The following is a 19,018-nucleotide window of genomic DNA, read 5'->3' on the forward strand; positions in this document are numbered from 1 at the left end:
GTAATGAATATGTGGTCTCAACTTTCGCCGAATAATCTGCTGCGCAACTGGCAAGGCTTTGCGCTGGGCGCAGCCCTGCTGGTGGGCGCCAACGCGTATGCGGGCGAGGCGGGCCGCATTGTTTTCGTTACCGGTGAAGTCTATGCCGACAGCCGCCGTGCCGCGCTCAACGATGCGGTCCAGGAAGGCCAGGAGCTGAGCACCGGCAAGGATGGCTATGTCTACCTGAAAACGGCGGACGACGGCCTGCTGATCCTGCGCCCGGCCAGCCGTGCGCGCATCGTGGCCTACCATGTGGACCGCCAGGTGCCGTCCAATACCCACGTCAAGCTGGAATTGCTTTCCGGCGTAGCACGCAGTGTTTCCGGTACCGCCGTCAAACAGGCGCGCCAGAATTTCCGTTTCAATACGCCCGTGGCCGCCATCGGCGTGCGCGGCACCGACTTTACCGTCTTTACCGACCAGGAAAGCTCGAGCGTGACCGTGCTGTCGGGCGCAATCGTGGTCAGCGGCTTTGGCGGCGCCTGCCTGCCAACCGGCGGCGGCCCATGCGAACACACGGCCAGCCGCGAGCTGGCGGCTGGTCAGGGCGGCCAGATGCTGAAGGTGAAACGCGGCGAGACTGCCCCGCAGTTGCTGAGCACCGGTAGTTCGGCGCCAGATGCGGTGTCGCCACCACGCAGTGATGAGCCATCCGGCAAGAGTGGCGGCGGCCAGGCGCTCAGCGAACCGAGCCTGGATGCGCAAAAGGCGGCACTCGTGATACAGCAAGTGCGTAACAACGTTTCGACCAAGAACGATCAGCCGACTGTGACTGTGCCACCGACTGAAATCATTACCAATCCGCCAGTGGTGACGCCGCCAGCGGCACCGCCTAGCGAGCTCGTTTGGGGACGCTGGGCAGTCGTGGCCGAACAGGCGCCGACCATTGACACTGCGCCCTTGCTGGCAGCTGGTGGTAAGCGGGTGGCGTATAACTCGTATTACACCATCGTGCGTACCAAAGGGGCGGACTGGGAAGTGCCGCAGCAAGGTATGGTCGGCTTCGTGCTGCGTGACAGCGAGGCTTTCGTAATGAACAATGAGACTCAGTTGGCTAGTGCGGCCACACTGCAAAACGGACAGTTGCAAGTGAACTTTGATAAACGCACTTTCAACACCGGATTTGATTTGCTCAATGGTGGTCAGACCTTTAAGTTGCAGGCTAACGGTTTCGTTGGTAACAACGGTGAATTGAGCGGCGGTATGGTATTCGTTCAAGGGACCAATATGGCTGTCAGTGGTGCGCTCGGCGCCAACAATAACGCTGCCTATATATTCAACTCACGCCTGGATGAAAAGCGCACGGCCAACGGCGTCACTTACTGGACCAAGTAGGTCGCTGCGAAATAGAAAAATGCCGCTTTTGCGGCATTTTTTTTGCCTTTTCATTTGAGCGCGCCGATATTCTTTTTTTAAATATACTAAAACCCTCATTAATCCTGCGGGAATGAATGTTGTAGCTGGTTATACATTAAGCGCTGAGCACTATTGATTTCCCCATAAGCTTCTCCCATAATGCTTCTCGCACTTTTTTATAGAAAAAACCTATGAAAATAAGAAGATTCCGCAGTTTCGTGTGATGGCTGTCACATAAAGCTGTGCAAGCTTCTGCCATTATGGCTGCCGTAGTACTGCAAGCTCATTGCTGCGAAGCAGAAAATTTATTAATCCTTAGGAGTTATTCAATGGCTACCGTTACCGCCGCAACCGCGACTGATATCCAAACCCTGTACGTAGCGTACTTCAACCGTCCAGCAGATCCACTGGGCTTGCAAGCTTGGCTGAACACCGGCGCATCGATCTCGCAGATCGCTGCTGGTTTCTCGGCTTCGCAAGAATACAAAGACACCTACGCTGGCAAATCGAACCTGGACCTGGTGGATTCGATCTACCTGAACCTGTTCGGCCGTCACGCTGAAGCAGCTGGCCTGGTGTACTGGGCAGGCAAACTGCAAGCTGGTACCGAAACCTTCGGCAGCATCGTGCTGACCATCGCTGGCGCCGCTCAAAACGATGACCTGGTATCGATCAACAACAAGGTGACTGCTGCTACCACCTTCACCACCTCGCTGGACACCGCTGATGAAATCCGCGGCTACGACGGCGCTGCTGCTAACAACGTGGTTAAAGCATGGCTGGCTGGCGTTACCACCGACGCAAGCCTGACTGCTGCTACCACCGCTGCCGCTCTGCAGACCGTGGCTGCTAACGCCGCTGCTGCACACGAAGGCACCCTGAACACCCCACAAACCTTCACCCTGACCGCCAGCGTTGACGCAGGCGCTGCTTTCACCGGTGGTAAAGGTAACGACACCTTCAACGGTAACGCCACCACCCTGTCGGCTCTGGATCAGCTGGACGGCGGCGCTGGTACCGATACCCTGAACCTGTTCTCGGTTGATAAAGACGGCCTGTCGGCTGCGCTGGATCTGTCCCTGCCAACTTCGGTGAAAAACATCGAAAACCTGGTTGTGACCTCGACCACCACCAACCTGGCTGGCAATGCTGCTAACGTTAAAGGCTGGACCGGCCTGACCAACGCAGTGTTCAACGTTAAAGGTGCAACCGCGCAAACCATCACCGTCGCTGACACCACTGCTGTGACCGTGAAAAACTCGGCTGGCGGCGTGACCGTCAACGGCGGCACCAACGTGACCGTCGCATCGGGTGCACAAGCTTCGGCTGGCACCGGTTCGGCAAGCTCGCTGGCTGTGGCTGATGCTGCTGCTGCAACCAAAGATACCAACTACACCGCTGCCAACACCGCGGCTATCACTGCTGACGCTAACACCACCAACACCGGTAACTCGACCGCTGACTTGGCTGCGATCAAAGCTGCATTCGCTGGCGCGACTGGCGTATCGGCTGCTGACATCGCTGCTGTGAACGCAACCACCACCGACGCAGACGCTCTGGCGCTGATCCTGTCGCTGAAAACCGCTGCTACCGCAGCCCACACCGCTACCACCGCAGCAGTCAATGCTGAAGGCGCTGGCGTCGTGACCATCAGCGGCGGCACCGGCCTGGTAAGCGCTACCGTTACCGGTGGCACCACTGTTGCCGTTACCGATAACGGCGCTGCTACCCTGACCACCGTTTCCCTGAACGGCAACTCGGGTGCTGCTACCCTGACCAGCGATGCACTGACCACCGTATCGATCGCTAACACCGCTTCGGCTACCACCGTCGCTAACACCACTGCTAAGCACACCTTGAACCTGGGCGTGAACGCAGTGACCGGCGGCGCAGTTGTAACCGACGCTGCAGCAACCACCGTCAACCTGTCCGTAACTGGTCCTAAAGCTAGCACCGCGTCGAACATCAACCTGACCGCTGCTGCTCTGACCACCCTGAACGTGGACACCGCTGCTGCGCTGACCCTGACCACCACCGCACTGGCAGCCGCTGACACCCTGAAAACCGCAACGGTTAAAGGTGCTGGCAGCTTCACCGCTGACCTGTCGGGCGTGGGTTCGCTGACCTCGTTGGACATGTCCGCTGGTTCGGGCAAGCACACCGTGACTCTGGACGGCACCATCGCTGCAGCCACCATCAAAGGCGGTTCGGGCGTTGACGTTGTCACCGTAACCGGCGCGCTGGATGCGAAGAGCAACATCAATCTGGGCGCTGGCAACGACATCTACAAATTCAGCACCGCTGCTGCTGCTGGCGCAGTAGTCAACGGCGGCGACGGCACCGACACCCTGGCTGTTGCTAACGGTGCCCTGCTGGATGCAGCTGCTGCTAAAGTGTACACCGGCTTCGAAGTGCTGGAAGTTGCAGGCGGCACCGGTACCTACGACATGTCGATCCTGAGCCTGAATGCAGTGACCCTGACCGGCACCGCACTGACCGGCACGACCACCATCAGCAATGCAACCGCTGCTACCACCGTAGCCGTAGTGGCTAACGCTAGCACCGACTTCACCGCTGCTGGTTCGCTGATCTACTCGCTGAAGGATGCAACCGGCAAAGCCGACTCGCTGAACCTGACCCTGTCGGCTGTTGACGGTAACAACGACGGCGTAGCACAAGGTAAAGTTGGCCTGACCGCAATCACCGCTGCCGGCATCGAAACCGTCAACGTGATCTCGAACGCTACCGCTGACGTTGCTGACGCAACCGCAGGCACCAGCGCTGTTGCTGCTAGCAAGTATGTCAACAGCATCGGCACCATCACCGCTGACTCGGCAACCAAACTGGTTCTGACCGGCGCCGCAAGCACCACCATCACCACGATCCAGTCGGACACCCTGACCAAGATCGACGCTAGCGCAGCAACCGGTAACATCACCGTGACCAATGCTGTTCTGGCTACCGGCGGCGGCGCAGCTCTGGGTGCAGTTACCTACATCGGTGGTTCGGGCGTAGATACCTACACCGCTACTGCTAAAGGCGACGTGTTCTCGGGTGGTGCAGGTGCTGACGTTGTGACCCTGGCTGGCGGTAAAGACACCATCGTTCTGACCAAGGCTTCGGACTCGATCCTGACCCTGAAAGACACCAGCACCCCAGCTGATGGCATCGCTGATACCGCAACCGGCTTCGATACCGTGAATAACTTCACCTCGAACAGCGACAAGATCGATATCTCGCTGCTGAACATCGCTACCGGCGCAGCACGTGGTTCGATCACTCTGCATACCGCTTCGGCTGACACCGCAGCTGCTCTGCAGACCGCAATCGGCACCGGTACCGGCTTCTTCAACGATGGCGTTGCTAACCGTGGTCTGAGCCTGGTAACCGCTGGCGCGAACAGCTACCTGTTCATCGATGCCAATAACGACGGTAACTACACCGCCGGCACCGATGCAGTGATCAAGCTGGTTGGCGTAACCGCACTGGTTCTGACCGACGTATCCTTCGGTTAATTCTGTCCGCAAGGGGAGGGATCGCACGGTCTGCTCCTCTTGTTGTGGAATTCCATACAAACCCGCCTCCTGGCAACAGGAGGCGGGTTTTTTTCAATTGAACTTACTATACTATTGGCTTTTCTTTATTAAAGTGGTGTCACACAAGGAGAGGTAATGTCTGAGTGGTCTGCTGGTTATGTAGCTGATATAGGCTACACCTATGGTTATTACACCGAACTGAATCCGCTGCGCATCCGGATGGCGTTTCTCAACGCCGGGCTGGTCTTCCCGGAGGTTGGCCATGCGTGCGAACTGGGGTTTGGTCAAGGTCTGAGTGTGAATCTGCATGCCGCCGCTTCTCTGGCAGAGTGGCATGGCACCGATTTCAATCCCAGCCAGGCTGGCTTCGCGCAGGAAATGGCTACCGCTTCGGGCGCCAAGATTCAATTGCGTGACCAGGCTTTTGCCGAGTTTTGCGCGCGCGACGACTTGCCTGAATTTGACAGCATTGGTCTGCATGGCATCTGGAGCTGGATCTCCGATGAAAACCGTCACATTATTGTGGACTTTATTCGCCGCAAATTAAAGGTGGGAGGCGTGCTGTACATCAGCTATAACACCCAGCCGGGCTGGGCTTCTATGGTGCCTGTGCGTGATCTGCTGACGGAATACAACGAAGTGATGGGGGCGCCTGGTAAAGGAATTGCCGCCCGTATTGGCGATTCGCTGGACTTTGCCAGCAAACTGTTTGCAACCAATCCATCTTACAGCCGCATCAATCCGCAGGTGGTGGAGCGGATAAACAAGATGAAAGAGCAAAACCGTAGCTACGTGGCGCACGAATATTTCAATCGTGATTGGCTGCCTATGTCCTTTGCGGACATGGCACGCTGGATGGAGCCTGCCAAACTAAACTATGCTTGTTCTACGCATTACCTTGACCATATTGAAAATATCAACATGAATGAAGCGCAGCGCGCGCTGATAAACGAGATCACCGATCCGATGTTCAAGGAAACCGTGCGGGATTTCATGGTGAACCAGCAATTCCGTCGTGATTACTGGGTGCGCGGCAGCCGTAAGTTGGCACCGCTTGAGCAGGCGGATCAGATTCGAGAGCAGCGTGTGATGCTGGCGGTACCGCGGGCCGATGTGGCATTGACGGTGATGGCCGGCTTGGGAGAGGCCTCGCTGCAGGAGGCAGTGTATTGCCCAATTCTGGATGTGCTAGCCGATTACAAACCACGCACCATAGCCAAGCTCGAGCAAATGCTGGTTGGTCAGGACATTAAGTTTGCACAATTGGTGCAGGCCGTGTTTGTTCTGCTGGGCGCCAATACCTTGCAAGCAGTGCAAGAAGACGCGGTTATTAATAAGGCGCGTATCCAGACCGATAAGCTCAACTCCTATATCTGTAGAGTGGCGCGTAGCCGCAATGAAATCAATTATCTCGCCAGCCCGGTGACGGGCGGGGCGGTGACGGTTACCCGTATCGGCCAACTGTTCTTGCTGGCGCGCGCGCTGGGGCGGAAGACGCCTGCCGAATGGGCTAAATACGCTGCCGACGTGTTTACACAACAGGGGCAACGCATCTTGAAAGAGGGGAAAATGGTGGAAACTGCCGAAGATGAGTTGGCTGAACTGACCGCTCAGGCAGAAAAATTTGCAGAGAAAATGCTACCTGTCCTAAAGGGTGTAGGCATCATTTCCTGATACACAGGATGGCCACGGCGTCTTTTCCGCCGTGGTCCATACATTACAGTGCGGATAGCTTTTTGTGTAAAAAATGTGACGCAAATCACATTTGGCATTATTTTTGGTAGATAATGCTGCTTTCTGTCAAATCGCTTTTCTTTCTGAAAGCGATGGGGCATGTCCGGGGAGGCTACCCCCTCACGCACTGTGATGCACTCAATGAAAAAAATCTTTCAACCTAAAAACGAGATCGCGCAGGTTCTGATCTCCTTTAAAAAGACGTTTGTAACGGTAGGGGCATTTAGCGCCATCACCAACCTGTTGATGCTGGTACCGTCTCTGTACATGCTCCAGGTGTATGACCGCGTGCTGGCTAGTCGCAGCGAACTAACGCTGTTGATGCTCACCATCATTATGATCGGCGCATATTTGCTGATGTCGGCGCTGGAACTGGTCCGCAGTTTCGTCCTGGTGCGAGTAGGTGCGCGCTTTGACATGGAGCTCAACAAACGTGTCTACACGGCGGCGTTTGAGCAAAATCTCAAGCGCACAGGCGCCAATGCCGGCCAAGCGCTTCAGGATTTGACCAATGTCCGTCAATTCCTGACGGGGAATGCGCTGTTTGCATTTTTCGATGCGCCTTGGTTCCCGGTCTACCTGATTGTCATTTTTGTGTTCGAGCCATCTCTGGGCCTGTTCGCGCTGTGTGGTACGGCTGTGCTGGTGCTGCTGGCTTACGTCAATGAGCGCGTTACTCACAAACCATTAGCGGAAGCCAATGCTACGGCGATCGCATCAAGCACCCAGGCGACGAACAATCTCCGCAATGCCGAAGTAATTGAATCCATGGGCATGCTGCCCAGCTTGCTGAACCGCTGGTATAAGACTCATGGTCGCTTCCTTCACCTTCAAGCAGAAGCCAGCGAAAAGGCTGGCCTGATTGCGTCTGCTACCAAGTTTGTGCAGGTTTCGTTGCAGTCCCTGGTGCTGGGTTTTGGCGCACTGCTGGTTATTGAAGGCAAAATCTCGCCGGGCATGATGATTGCCGCGTCGATTCTGGTTGGCCGGGCATTGGCCCCTGTGCAGCAGGTTATCGGCGTGTGGAAGACCTACAGCAGCACCCGCAGCGCTTATGAACGCCTGACCGCGCTGCTGGCCAGTAATCCAGAACGTCCAGCTGGCATGGAATTGCCCAAGCCACAAGGCGCATTGGCAATTGAAGGCGTCACCGCCGCCCCGCCTAATGTGCCTACGGCTGTGCTGAAAGGAATTAATTTCGCGATCGCCCCTGGCGATGTGCTGGGCGTAATTGGCCCTAGTGGTTGCGGCAAATCTACGTTGGCACGTCTGATGGTGGGCGTGTGGCCGAGCGCAGCCGGTAAAGTTCGTCTGGATGGGGCTGATATCTATCAATGGAACAAGGCCGAGCTGGGACCGTTTATTGGTTATCTGCCGCAGGAAATTGAACTGTTCAGCGGTACCGTGAGTGAGAATATCGCGCGCTTTGGCGAGATCGATGCAGAAAAAGTGGTCGAAGCTGCCAAGCGTTCCGGTGTGCATGACCTGATTCTGCACTTGCCGCAAGGTTATGACACCATGCTCGGCGACGGTGGTGCTGGTCTGTCCGGCGGTCAAAAACAGCGTTTAGGTCTGGCCCGTGCCATGTACGGCGATCCTTCGCTGATCGTGCTGGATGAACCAAATTCGAATCTGGATGATGTGGGCGAAGCGGCCCTGATCCGTGCCATTAATGACCTGCGTCAGCGCGGCAAGACGATTGTGTTGATAACGCATCGCACATCGGCAATAGGCGCGACGAATAAATTGCTGTTGCTGCGTGACGGAACCGTCAATATGTTTGGTAATACGCAGGATGTGCTGAATGCGCTCAACGAAGCAAATCAAAAACAGATGATGGCGCAGCAACAGGCACAAGCACAAGCCCAGGCCCAAGCACAAGCACAAGCACAAGCACAAGCACAAGCTCAAGCTCAAGCTCAAGCTGAAATGCAGGCTGCAGCAGCGCGCGCTGCGGAACAGGAGTAACCCATGCAAAATTTAACTACCCGGAATAATCAAGCGACAGAAGTTGTGACTCATGACGTCACACCTCTGGCGGTTAATACGGATGCCTCGTCCTATGCCCGCATTGGCTGGCTAATCATGATCGTTGGCGTATTTGGCTTCATCTTGTGGGCGTCGTTGGCTCCGCTTGACAAAGGTGTGCCGATGGCTGGTACCGTAGCCAAGGAAAGCAGCCGCAAGGCGATTCAGCACCAGACTGGCGGTACTATCCAGGACATTCTGGTCAAGGATGGCGATGTAGTAAAAGCTGGCCAAGTACTAGTCCGTTTGAATAATACTGTGGCCAAGTCGCAGGCGGAAACTTCGCGCGCGCAGTTCATCGCTGCCCGTGCGACGGAAGCGCGCCTGATTGCTGAGCGCGATGGCGCGAGCAAGCTCACTTTCCCGCCGGTGCTGTCGGACAATAAGGCGGACCCGCGTATTGCCGCTGCAATGGAGCTGCAAAACCAACTGTTTACCTCGCGCCGCACTGCTTTGGCAAGCGAGCTGAGCGCCTATGAGGAGAACGTGGCTGGTCTGAAGTCGCAACTGAGCGGCTTGCAAGAATCGCGTGCCTCCAAGCAGCAGCAGGTGGTTATTGTGAAAGAGCAGCTGGACAATATGCGTGATCTGGCCAAGGATGGTTATGTGGCCCGTAGTCGCATGCTGGATGTGGAACGCACCTACGTGCAGCTGAATGGCGCGATTGCTGAAGATGCCGGCAATATCGGCCGTACACAACGCCAGATCTCAGAAATATTACTGCGTCGTCAGCAGCGTACCCAAGACTACCAGAAAGAGGTGCGTACGCTGCTGTCCGATACGCAGCGTGAGGCTGAAGCGCTGGATAGCCGCCTGGACGGTCAGGACTACGAGCTGGCCAACACGGAAATTAAGGCGCCGGTCGATGGTACCGTGGTCAATCTGGCGGTATTCACCAAGGGCGGTGTAGTGGCTCCTGGCTTCCACATGATGGACCTGGTTCCTAGCGATGATGCGCTGGTGGTGGAAGGCCAGTTGCCGGTTAATCTGATTGATCGTGTCCATACTGGCCTGGAAGTGGAAATGATGTTCTCTGCGTTTAACTCCAACCGTACACCGCATATTCCGGGCGTGCTGATCCAGGTATCTGCCGACCGCACGGTGGAAGAGCGCACTGGTCAGCCTTATTACAAAGTGCGCGCGCGCGTGACCAAGGAAGGTCAGCAGATCATCGCTGCCAAAAAACTGGATATCCGTTCCGGTATGCCGGTGGAGTTGTTTGTAAAGACTGGCGAGCGCACCATGATGAGCTATCTGCTGAAGCCAGTATTTGACCGCGCCAAGTCGGCCATGTCGGAGGATTGAGTTGAAGACAATGCACAAACTTGCCCGCCAGCCCAAGCTGGGTAAGCTGGTTGGCGCGGTGCTGGCCAGCCTGCTGGCTGCTGGCAATGCTTCCGCAATTAGTCTGATGCAGGCCTATGAGGCGGCGCTGAATAATGACCCAACCTACCTGAGTGCGCTGCATGATGCACAGGGGGGCAAGGAGTACGCCAACCTCGGGCGGTCTAATTTGCTGCCAAGTGTACAGGCTAGCTATTCCGCGGCGAAGAACCGCGCTGACCAGATTACCCATCTTAAGCAAGGTGATCTGCCACCAGACCATCCGGTCTACTACAGCCGTTCAAGCAGCGTAACGCTGAGGCAGCCTGTTTTCAGTTTGGATGCCTGGGCGCGCTACAAGCAAGGTAAAGCGCAGACCGATTACAGCGATGCCAATTACACCGGCCGTCTGCAAGAGGTGATGGTGCGCGTCAGTGGCGCGTATGTCGAAGCACTGTTCGCTAATGAGCAGGTGCGGATCATTGAATCGCAGCGCGCCATGTATCTGGAACAGAAAAAGGTCAATGACCGTATGTTCGCGAAGGGCGAAGGCACCAAAACGGACATGCTGGAAACCCAATCCAAACTGGATCTCGCCGAAGCGCAGCTGTTGGAAGCGTTGGATAATCAGCAGGTAGCGCGGGCAACGCTGGGGACGCTGATCGGGCAAGATGTCACGCAACTGGACGAATTGCTGCCACAGTTCCGCATTGCGCCTATGCCAGAAGGTGGTTTCGAAACCTGGCATAAAATGGCACTGGAACATAATCCGGACCTTGAGGCGCAGACCTATGCGATCGAAGCGGCTAAGCAAGAGGTCAATAAAAACCGGGCAGGTCATACACCGCGTGTAGACTTTGTTGCCAGCTACACGAAAAGTAACTCGGACACACTGAATACCTATAACCAGGATCAGACCGTGCGCTCAATCGGTGTACAGATCAACATTCCATTGTATTCTGGTGGTGCTGTTAGCGCTTCTACGCGTCAGGCTGCTGCAGGCTTGGCCAAGGCACGCGATGAGCTGCAGATTCGTACCGATAAGGTAATGCTAGATCTGCGCAAGCAATATACGACCGTGGTCAGCAGTGTCGCGCGAATACGTGCATTGGATCAGGCGGTTGACTCGGGGCAGTTGTTAGTTAAGGCGACAGAGCAAAGTATCAAAGGTGGTATTCGCATTAATCTGGATTTGTTAAATGCCCAAGCCCAGTTGAACGCCACTTACCGCGATTTGGCTCAGGCTCGCTACAACTATCTGATGTCGTCGTTGCGGTTGAAGTCGGCGGCAGGTGTTATTAGTATCGACGACATTCGTGAAATCGGTAATTATTTCCATTAATTTGGATGAATGAAAATGGCAGCCTCGGCTGCCATTTTTTATGTCTGCGCTACCGCTGGCAGTTTGTCCCGTGATAGTGCGGCAGCCCAGCGGCGCCCCAGGGCATTGCTGCCATTTTCCATCGTACGGTGTACCGCGTACGCCAGCGCCAGTGTGCAGGGCAGGGTAATCAGCATCGCCACGCCGTAGCGGCAGCCCTGGTCGATCAGGATCTTCAGTGCGCAGTAGCCGAACAGTGCGTGCACGCAGTACAGCGGATAGCTGATCGCGGCCAGGAAGTCCAGCACGCGCACGGGGCGGAAGCGGTCGCGCAGCGCGTAGCACACGCCAAACACCAGATACGCACAGTAGTACCATACGGTCACCGCCGGGAACTGGCCCTGCTGCGGCCCCATCGACCAGCTCCAGCTGAAGGCTGCCACCGTCAGCAGCGAACGCCACACCAGCGCGCGCGTGGAGATCAGTTGCGTGGCATGCTGGTAGAACAGGCAGCCGGTCATCATGAAAACGATATAGTTCAATTCCATCAGCAGCGGCGTGGCGATGGCAACGCCATGTTCGCCGTTCCACGTCAGCGCCAGTGCTGCCGCCAGAAAGCCCAGCAGCCACACCGGGGACGGCCGGAACAGCGCTGCCGCACCCACCGCCATCAGCAGATAGAATTTGATTTCAATTGCCAGCGTCCAGTTGACCGCATCCATGGACGGGAAGCCCAGCAGGTTGTGCACCAGCAGGGCGTTGGCCGCGAGCACCTTGGCGTCATAGGTGAACGCCTGGCCCCAGTAGCGCGCGCTCAGGTAGACCGCCAGCGTTCCCAGCGCGAGGCAGCAGGCATAGGTCGGGAAAATCCGCAACGCGCGGTTGACCAGGAAGCCGGGCAGGCTGGTCTTGCGCAGGCTGAACGGGATGACGAAACCGCTGATTAAAAAGAACAGGCCCACGCCAAACGGTCCCTGGTATTCCAGTTCAAAAAAATGCACCCAGGCGCCCTTGAACAGGTGCAGATTGGGCGAGAAGGTGCGGGCCGCCAGCAGATCCTGTTCGGCAAAAAAGGTGCCGAAGTAGTGGGTCATGACCACCAGCATGGCGGCGATGCCACGCAACTGGTTGGCGAAGATGAATTTTTTCATGGCGAACCGCAATACAGTTGAACGGGGTTTCAGATTGTTGCGCGCTATTATAGTGTGCAAGTTCTTCTTTGAAACGGGAGATGGCCAGCCGATGAAGTCACTGAACCTGCCCTATAGCGTACGGATTGACCAGTTGCGCTGGTTTGCCGCCACGCTGGTGTTCCTGTTTCACTTTGAGCTGAAGTGGCGCAACCTTGGCGGCGGCGGTATCGACAGCAAATGGGCCGGGCTCATCATTGAAGGCCACACTGGTGTGGCGTTGTTCTTCACCTTGTCCGGTTTCCTGTTCATGCGGATCGCCCAGTTCCAGCGGCAGATCGCTTATGCGCCGTTCGTGCGCAACCGCGTGCTGCGGATCGCGCCGCTCTATCTGACCATCTTCGTGCTGGCACTGTCGCTTAACCGCGACAGCTTCCAGCCACAAGACCTGTTTTACCTGTTCACGGCCAACCTTGGCGACTCGCCCACCTCGCGCAACCTGATTACCGGCGCGGCCTGGTGCATTCCCCTGGAATTCATGTTTTACCTGCTGTTCCCGTGGCTGAGCCGTTTTGCCATGGAACGTGGCATGCGCTATCTGCTGCAACTGCTGGCCATGCTGCTGATCTTCAAACTCATGGCCTATCGCGAGAGCGTGCACAGTTCGCTGATGTACTTCAGCACCTTTGTCGGCCGCTTCGACCAGTTTGTGATGGGCATGCTGGCGGCCATGCTGTACCAGCGTCACCAGTTGTGGCTGCAGCGCTGGGCGGGGTGGTTGCTATTGCCCGCGCTGCTGTTGGCGGCCGGCGCCAGCGCCTTGCAGGCGCACGTGGCGCCGTACAACGTGGCGCCGCACGCGCCGTTCTGGATCAGCTGGTCAATGATGGAAAGCCTGGTGTGGGCGGGTGTGATCCTGAGCTGGGTCAGCTGGCAGGGCCGTTTGCCCGGATGGCTGGAGCGCGGGCTGGCGCATGGCGGCAAGATCAGTTTTTCGTTTTACCTGCTGCACATGGGCGTGATCCAGATGCTGGCGCAGAAATTCGGCCTGCCACACTGGACCGGCATTGCCTGGCTGGACGCGGGGCTGGTGCTGGTGACGGTGTACGGTCTGGTGTGGGCGGTGGCCACGCTGAGCTATCACACCATCGAAGAACCGTTCCTGCGTTTGCGGGGAAGTTATGGTGCGGTGCGCTTATAATTCTGCCTCACGGTTTCAGGAGGGCAGGCATGGATGATGAATTGGAAGTGACGGTCGATGGCATCAGCTACAAGGTGAGTGAGCTGAGCCAGGAAGCGCAGGAGCAGGTGGCCAATCTGCAGTTTGTCGATGCCCAGATGGCGCAGCTGACTTCGCAGCTGGCGGTGTATCAGACCGCGCGTAACGCCTATCAGGCGGCGCTGCAGCAACTGGTGCCGCGCGCGCGCCAATAAGCTGTTGCTTACTGCTTGCCGTAGCAGTGCGGGCAGGATTTTTCGTAGACGTATTCCGGCGCCAGCTGCTGGCGTGGCGTGACCACGGCGCGGCAGTTGAAGCATTGTACGGTTTCGGTCGGTTCCAGTTTCGGATTCAGCGCGGTGCGGTAGTCGAAAACGAAGCAGTCGCCCGTGTAGTGCGCGCCGCCGACTTCCTCGAAGTACTTGAGGATGCCGCCTTCGAGCTGGTAGACGTTGTCGTAGCCGATGTTCTGCATGTGGATCGCGGCTTTTTCGCAGCGGATGCCGCCGGTGCAGAAGGTCACCACCGTCTTGCCTTCAAAGTCGTCCTTGTGGGCGGCGATCATGTCCGGGAACTCGGTGAATTTCTTGATGCGGTAGTCCACCGTGTTGTCGAAAGTCCCTACGTCCACTTCAAAGTCGTTGCGGGTATCGACCATGACTACCGGCTTGCCGTGGTCGTCGACGCCGTTGTCGAGCCAGCGCTTGAGCGTGTGCGCTTCGACGAATGGCGCGCGGCCGTCTTCCGGCTTAATCAGCGGCATCCGCATGGTGATGATTTCTTTTTTGATCTTGACCAGCATGCGCTTGTGCGACTGTTCGGCCGAGAGGCTTTCCTTGACTTCCAGATCGGCAAAGCGGGCGTCGCTGCGCACCCAGCGCAGGAATTCGTCGATGTTTCCGCGCGGACCGGACAGGAACATATTGATGCCTTCCGGGGTCAGCAGGATGGTGCCTTTCAGGTCCAGGCGGCTGCAGATGTCCTGGTACTGAGGGCGCATCGCTTCGGTGTTATCGAAGGTGACGAATTTGTAGGCGGCGATGTTGACGTGCTGAGCAGCGCCAGCATGCGCTTCAGCTTGTAAAGCAGTATTAGCTTGCATGATGGTGTGGGAACAAAAAAGGGAAAGGCGACATTATACGCGTTTCGGTGCTAAGATTATTACCACAAATGTAGTAAAGGAGCTTGCGATGGCTGGAAGCACGTCAATCCGTATTAATCAGGACCTGTATGAACAGGCCAAGCAGGACGCTGCCATTGAGCATCGCTCTATTGCAGGGCAGATCGAGTTCTGGGCGCGTGTGGGCCGGGCAGCGCTCGACAATCCCGATCTGCCGGTCAGCTTCATCGCCGAGTCGCTGGCCTCCCTGGCCGAACCGCGCGAATCCGCCCAGGCCTTCGTTCCCCGCAGCAGTCGGAGCAAATGATGTGGGCGGTTCGGCAGACCAGACGCTTTGCCCGCCAATACAAGAAATTGCCGGACAAAATAGCTGCCGATGTCGATACTGCCGTCGTGGCGGTGCAGTCTGATCCGCATGGGGGAGAGCGCAAGAAGGGCGACCTGGCGACGCTGTGGGTACACAAGTTCCGCAGCGCAGGCCAGCTCTATTTGCTGGGCTATACGCTGGACGATGGCATACAGATAATCTATCTCGAAGCGCTTGGCCCGCACGAGAACTTTTATCGCGATATCAAGCGCTCTGGCTGAATCAGATTTATCGGTATGGTCCGCTGCGCGGTAAAATAGGGGGTTATTGAACCTGTATTGAACCCGCCTATGAACATGGTAGCAAACGAACAAGCAATGGCTGGCACCGCCGTGGTGCCGGCGGGACCGTCCTTCGTCCATTTGCGGGTGCACTCCGAGTATTCCATCGTCGATGGCCTGGTGCGGATCGACGATCTGATCAAGCAGGCGGCCAAGGATCAGCAGGGCGCGCTGGCGGTCACCGACCTGGCCAATATGTTCGGCATGGTCAAGTTCTACAAGTCCGCGCGCGGCAAGGGCATCAAGCCGGTGGTTGGCGTCGACTGCTGGATCACCAACGATGAAAACCGCGAGAAGCCGTCGCGCCTGATGCTGTTTGCCAAGAACCGAATGGGTTATCTGCAGCTGTGCGAACTGCTGTCGCAAGCCTGGCTGACCAACCAGTACAAGGGCCGCGCGGAGATCCGCACCGAGTGGCTGCAAGAGCTGACGTCGAAAACCTACGCGCTGCTGCCGGACGATTCCCCGGCCAACGGCCTGATCGCCCTGTCCGGCGCCCACTTTGGCGACATCGGCATGGCGATTGAAAACGGCAACCCGGCGCTGGCCGAGGCCAACGCGCAAAAGTGGGCCGGCATTTTCCCGGGCCATTTCTACATCGAGATCCAGCGTGCTGGCCAGGCCAACCAGGAGATGCAGGTGCGCCACTCGGTGGCGCTGGCGTCCAAGCTGGGCCTGCCGGTGGTGGCTACCCATCCGGTGCAGTTCCTGTCGCAGGAAGAATTCATCGCGCACGAAGCGCGTATCTGTATTGCCGAAGGCGAGATGCTGGCCAATGCCAAGCGCGTGCGCAAGTTCAACGAGCAGATGCGTTTCCTGACGCAGGCCGAGATGGGCCAGCTGTTCCGCGACCTGCCGGCCGCGCTGCAAAATTCGGTGGAAATCGCCAAGCGCTGCAACCTGACGCTGACCCTGGGCAAGCCGCAGCTGCCGAACTTCCCGACCCCGGGCATGACGATCGACGAGTTCCTGCGCGCGGAAACCCGCAAGGGCCTGGAAGAGCGCCTGGAGCAGCTGTATCCGGACCCGGTCAAGCGCGAGCAGAACCGCGCGCGCTACGAGGAGCGCCTGGAGTTCGAGAACAACACCATCATCAACATGAAGTTCCCCGGCTACTTCCTGATCGTGGCGGAGTTTATCCAGTGGGGCAAGAACAATGATGTGCCGATTGGACCGGGCCGGGGGTCGGGCGCGGGTTCGCTGGTGGCCTATGCCTTGAAAATCACCGACCTCGATCCGCTCAAATACAATCTGCTGTTCGAACGTTTCCTGAACCCTGAGCGGGTCTCGATGCCCGACTTCGATATTGACTTCTGCCAGGAGAAGCGCGAGCTGGTGATCCAGCACGTGAAGGATCTGTACGGCCGCGATGCGGTGTCGCAGATTGCCACCTTCGGTACCATGGCGGCCAAGGGCGCGATCCGCGACGTCGGCCGCGTGATGGACTTCGGCTACAACTTCTGCGATGGCGTCTCCAAGCTGATTCCGTTCAAGCCGGGCAAGCCGGTGTCGATTGCCGAGGCGATCGAGGAAGAGCCGATGCTCAAGGAGCGCCAGCAGAACGAGGAAGAAGTGGCGCAACTGCTGGACCTGGCGCAGCAGGTGGAAGGCATCACGCGTAACATCGGCATGCACGCCGGTGGTGTGCTGATCGCGCCGGGCAAACTGACCGACTTCTGCCCGCTGTACACGCAGGGCGGCGATGGCGGCGTGGTGTCGCAGTACGATAAGGACGACGTCGAAGCCGTCGGCCTGGTGAAGTTCGACTTTCTGGGGTTGACCACGCTGACCATCCTGGACCGCGCGGTCCGCTACATCAAGGCGCTCGATCCGGAAGAGAAGGACTTCGACCTGGCCAAGCTGCCGCTGAACGACCGTCCTTCCTACGATCTGCTGACCAAGGCGAAAACCGTCGCCGTGTTCCAGCTGGAGTCGCGCGGCATGCAGGGCATGCTGAAAGATGCGCGTCCCGACCGCTTCGAAGACATTATCGCGCTGGTGGCGTTGTATCGTCCGGGTCCGATGGACCTGATCCCGGACTTCTGCAAACGTAAGCACGGCGAGAAGTTTGATTATCCCGATCCGCGCACCGAATCGATTCTGTCCGAAACCTACGGCATCATGGTGTATCAGGAGCAGGTGATGCAGATGGCGCAGATCGTCGGCGGCTACTCGCTGGGCGGCGCCGACATGCTGCGCCGCGCGATGGGTAAGAAAAAAGCCGAGGAGATGGCCGAACACCGCGCCATCTTCCGCGCCGGTGCGGCCAAGGACGGCCTGACTGAAGCCAAGGCCGACGAGATCTTCGACTTGATGGAAAAGTTCGCGGGCTACGGCTTCAACAAGTCGCACGCTGCCGCTTACGCGCTGCTGTCCTATCACACGGCCTACCTGAAGGCCCACCATCCGGCCGCGTTCATGGCAGCCAATATGTCGCTGGCCATGGAGGACACCGAGAAGGTCAAGATCCTGGTCGAGGATGCCATCGATATCTGCGGCCTGACCATCCTGCCGCCGGATATCAACAAGTCCGACTTCCGCTTTGTGCCGGACGGCCCGCCGCCTTCGGTGAGCGGCAAGAAAGTCACGCAGATCCGCTACGGCCTGGGCGCGTGCAAGGGCGCCGGCCAGAACGCCATCGAGGCCATCATCGCCGCGCGCAATGCCGACGGTCCGTTCACCAGCCTGTTCGATTTCTGCAAGCGCGTGGACAAGAAGCAGATTAACCGCCGCACCATCGAGTCGCTGATCCGCGCCGGCGCCTTTGACAGCTTTGGCGTCGACCGCGCTGTGCTGCTGGCTTCGGTCGGCTTTGCGATGGAATATGCCGACCAGCAGGCCAAGTCGGCCAACCAGGTCAGCCTGTTTGGCGGCGACGACAGCGACCTCGAGCCGCCACCGGACTACGTCAAGGCCGCGCCGTTCACCGACCGCCAGAAGCTGGCCGAAGAAAAGATCGCGCTGGGCTTTTACCTGTCCGGCCACATGTTCGATTCGTTCGCGGGCGAAGCGCGCCGTTTTGCGCGTACCAAGCTGGCCGACCTGGAGCCGTCGCGCGATCCGCGCATGCTGTGTGGCGTGATCACCGGCATCCGTCCGCAGATGACCCAGCGCGGCAAGCTGCTCATCGTCACGCTCGATGACAAGAGCGCGGTGGTGGAAGTCACCGTGTATGCCGAGGTGTTTGAAGAACACAAGCACATGTTCAAGGAAGATGAATTCCTGGCCGTGATCGGCAAGGTGTCGGAAGACCGCTTCAATGGCGGCCTGCGCATTTCGGCCGAGAAGGTGTTCGACATCATCAGCTCGCGCGTCAAGCACGGCAAGCAGCTGGGCATGGCGCTGCCGACCACGGTCGATGCGAAAAAGGTGGCGGAAGTGCTGGCGCCGTACCGCCAGGCCGATGGCTTGCCGATCTCCGCGCGCATCCAGCCGCAGGGCGTCAGCTGCGTGCTGCAGCTGGGCGAAGCGTGGCGCGTGGCGCCGTCGGACGAGCTGCAACTGGCGCTGCAGCAGGTGCTGGGCGCGCGCGACGTCGCGGTCGAATATTAACTAACCCCG

General features: G+C 57.9%; 13 protein-coding genes. 11 read left to right on the top strand and 2 right to left on the bottom strand.

Annotated elements, in window-relative coordinates; genetic code table 11:
- Positions 1 to 9 precede the first annotated feature (9 nt).
- The 6 genes from GTP58_RS18110 (at position 10) to GTP58_RS18135 (ending at position 11,361) form a co-directional block, all read left to right on the top strand.
- The gene (locus GTP58_RS18110; RefSeq protein ID WP_161078623.1) at positions 10 to 1,377 is read left to right on the top strand and encodes a FecR domain-containing protein; all 1,368 of its coding nucleotides are present in this window, start codon (positions 10 to 12) and stop codon (positions 1,375 to 1,377) included.
- A 350-nt stretch (positions 1,378 to 1,727) separates the two neighbouring features.
- Positions 1,728 to 4,913 (top strand): DUF4214 domain-containing protein, encoded by a 3,186-nt coding sequence (locus tag GTP58_RS18115; RefSeq protein ID WP_161078624.1) that lies wholly within the window; start codon positions 1,728 to 1,730, stop codon positions 4,911 to 4,913.
- A gap of 156 nt (positions 4,914 to 5,069) precedes the next feature.
- On the top strand, positions 5,070 to 6,608 hold the full coding sequence (locus GTP58_RS18120; RefSeq protein ID WP_161078625.1) for a class I SAM-dependent methyltransferase: 1,539 nt from the start codon (positions 5,070 to 5,072) through the stop codon (positions 6,606 to 6,608).
- 201 nt (positions 6,609 to 6,809) lie between these two features.
- Positions 6,810 to 8,636, top strand: a complete 1,827-nt coding sequence (locus GTP58_RS18125) for a type I secretion system permease/ATPase (RefSeq protein WP_161078626.1) — start codon at positions 6,810 to 6,812, stop codon at positions 8,634 to 8,636.
- A gap of 3 nt (positions 8,637 to 8,639) precedes the next feature.
- Positions 8,640 to 10,001, top strand: a complete 1,362-nt coding sequence (locus GTP58_RS18130; protein ID WP_161078627.1) for an HlyD family type I secretion periplasmic adaptor subunit — start codon at positions 8,640 to 8,642, stop codon at positions 9,999 to 10,001.
- Positions 10,002 to 10,011: 10 nt separating this feature from the next.
- Positions 10,012 to 11,361, top strand: a complete 1,350-nt coding sequence (locus GTP58_RS18135; RefSeq protein WP_161078628.1) for a TolC family outer membrane protein — start codon at positions 10,012 to 10,014, stop codon at positions 11,359 to 11,361.
- Positions 11,362 to 11,399: 38 nt separating this feature from the next.
- On the opposite strand, the gene GTP58_RS18140 is transcribed toward GTP58_RS18135, so the two are convergent.
- Positions 11,400 to 12,491, bottom strand: coding sequence for an acyltransferase (locus GTP58_RS18140; RefSeq protein WP_161078629.1), 1,092 nt, complete (start codon positions 12,489 to 12,491; stop codon positions 11,400 to 11,402).
- Between the two features lie 91 nt (positions 12,492 to 12,582).
- On the opposite strand from GTP58_RS18140, the gene GTP58_RS18145 reads away from it, so the two are divergent.
- Positions 12,583 to 13,671, top strand: a complete 1,089-nt coding sequence (locus GTP58_RS18145) for an acyltransferase (RefSeq protein WP_161078630.1) — start codon at positions 12,583 to 12,585, stop codon at positions 13,669 to 13,671.
- Positions 13,672 to 13,700: 29 nt separating this feature from the next.
- A complete protein-coding gene (locus GTP58_RS18150) occupies positions 13,701 to 13,904 on the top strand; it encodes a DUF6447 family protein (protein WP_072788826.1) in 204 nt (67 codons plus the stop codon).
- Positions 13,905 to 13,912: 8 nt separating this feature from the next.
- Here the strand turns inward: GTP58_RS18150 and GTP58_RS18155 are convergent, their stop codons facing one another.
- On the bottom strand, positions 13,913 to 14,791 hold the full coding sequence (locus GTP58_RS18155; protein WP_161078631.1) for a sulfurtransferase: 879 nt from the start codon (positions 14,789 to 14,791) through the stop codon (positions 13,913 to 13,915).
- Here GTP58_RS18155 and GTP58_RS18160 point away from each other — a divergent pair.
- From GTP58_RS18160 to dnaE, 3 genes are all read left to right on the top strand, one after another.
- A complete protein-coding gene (locus GTP58_RS18160) occupies positions 14,790 to 15,116 on the top strand; it encodes a ParD-like family protein (RefSeq protein ID WP_229215629.1) in 327 nt (108 codons plus the stop codon). The two genes, GTP58_RS18155 and GTP58_RS18160, sit on opposite strands and share 2 nt — an antisense overlap.
- Entirely contained in the window at positions 15,113 to 15,397 is a 285-nt protein-coding gene (locus GTP58_RS18165) for a type II toxin-antitoxin system RelE/ParE family toxin (RefSeq protein WP_161078632.1), read from the top strand. Before GTP58_RS18160 ends, GTP58_RS18165 begins: the two co-directional genes overlap by 4 nt.
- 69 nt (positions 15,398 to 15,466) lie before the next feature.
- Entirely contained in the window at positions 15,467 to 19,009 is a 3,543-nt protein-coding gene (dnaE, locus tag GTP58_RS18170) for a DNA polymerase III subunit alpha (protein ID WP_161078633.1), read from the top strand.
- Positions 19,010 to 19,018: the final 9 nt, after the last annotated feature.

Source organism: Duganella sp. CY15W, from assembly GCF_009857555.1.
In the GTDB taxonomy this organism is placed as follows: domain Bacteria; phylum Pseudomonadota; class Gammaproteobacteria; order Burkholderiales; family Burkholderiaceae_D; genus Rugamonas; species Rugamonas sacchari.

Bases quoted from the DNA above. Each gene is read 5' to 3' on its own strand.
- GTP58_RS18110 (WP_161078623.1), top strand. From the start codon at position 10: ATGTGGTCTCAACTTTCGCCGAATAATCTGCTGCGCAACTGGCAAGGC.
- GTP58_RS18115 (WP_161078624.1), top strand. From the start codon at position 1,728: ATGGCTACCGTTACCGCCGCAACCGCGACTGATATCCAAACCCTGTAC.
- GTP58_RS18120 (WP_161078625.1), top strand. From the start codon at position 5,070: ATGTCTGAGTGGTCTGCTGGTTATGTAGCTGATATAGGCTACACCTAT.
- GTP58_RS18125 (WP_161078626.1), top strand. From the start codon at position 6,810: ATGAAAAAAATCTTTCAACCTAAAAACGAGATCGCGCAGGTTCTGATC.
- GTP58_RS18130 (WP_161078627.1), top strand. From the start codon at position 8,640: ATGCAAAATTTAACTACCCGGAATAATCAAGCGACAGAAGTTGTGACT.
- GTP58_RS18135 (WP_161078628.1), top strand. From the start codon at position 10,012: ATGCACAAACTTGCCCGCCAGCCCAAGCTGGGTAAGCTGGTTGGCGCG.
- GTP58_RS18140 (WP_161078629.1), bottom strand. From the start codon at position 12,491: ATGAAAAAATTCATCTTCGCCAACCAGTTGCGTGGCATCGCCGCCATG.
- GTP58_RS18145 (WP_161078630.1), top strand. From the start codon at position 12,583: ATGAAGTCACTGAACCTGCCCTATAGCGTACGGATTGACCAGTTGCGC.
- GTP58_RS18150 (WP_072788826.1), top strand. From the start codon at position 13,701: ATGGATGATGAATTGGAAGTGACGGTCGATGGCATCAGCTACAAGGTG.
- GTP58_RS18160 (WP_229215629.1), top strand. From the start codon at position 14,790: ATGATGGTGTGGGAACAAAAAAGGGAAAGGCGACATTATACGCGTTTC.
- GTP58_RS18155 (WP_161078631.1), bottom strand. From the start codon at position 14,791: ATGCAAGCTAATACTGCTTTACAAGCTGAAGCGCATGCTGGCGCTGCT.
- GTP58_RS18165 (WP_161078632.1), top strand. From the start codon at position 15,113: ATGATGTGGGCGGTTCGGCAGACCAGACGCTTTGCCCGCCAATACAAG.
- dnaE (WP_161078633.1), top strand. From the start codon at position 15,467: ATGAACATGGTAGCAAACGAACAAGCAATGGCTGGCACCGCCGTGGTG.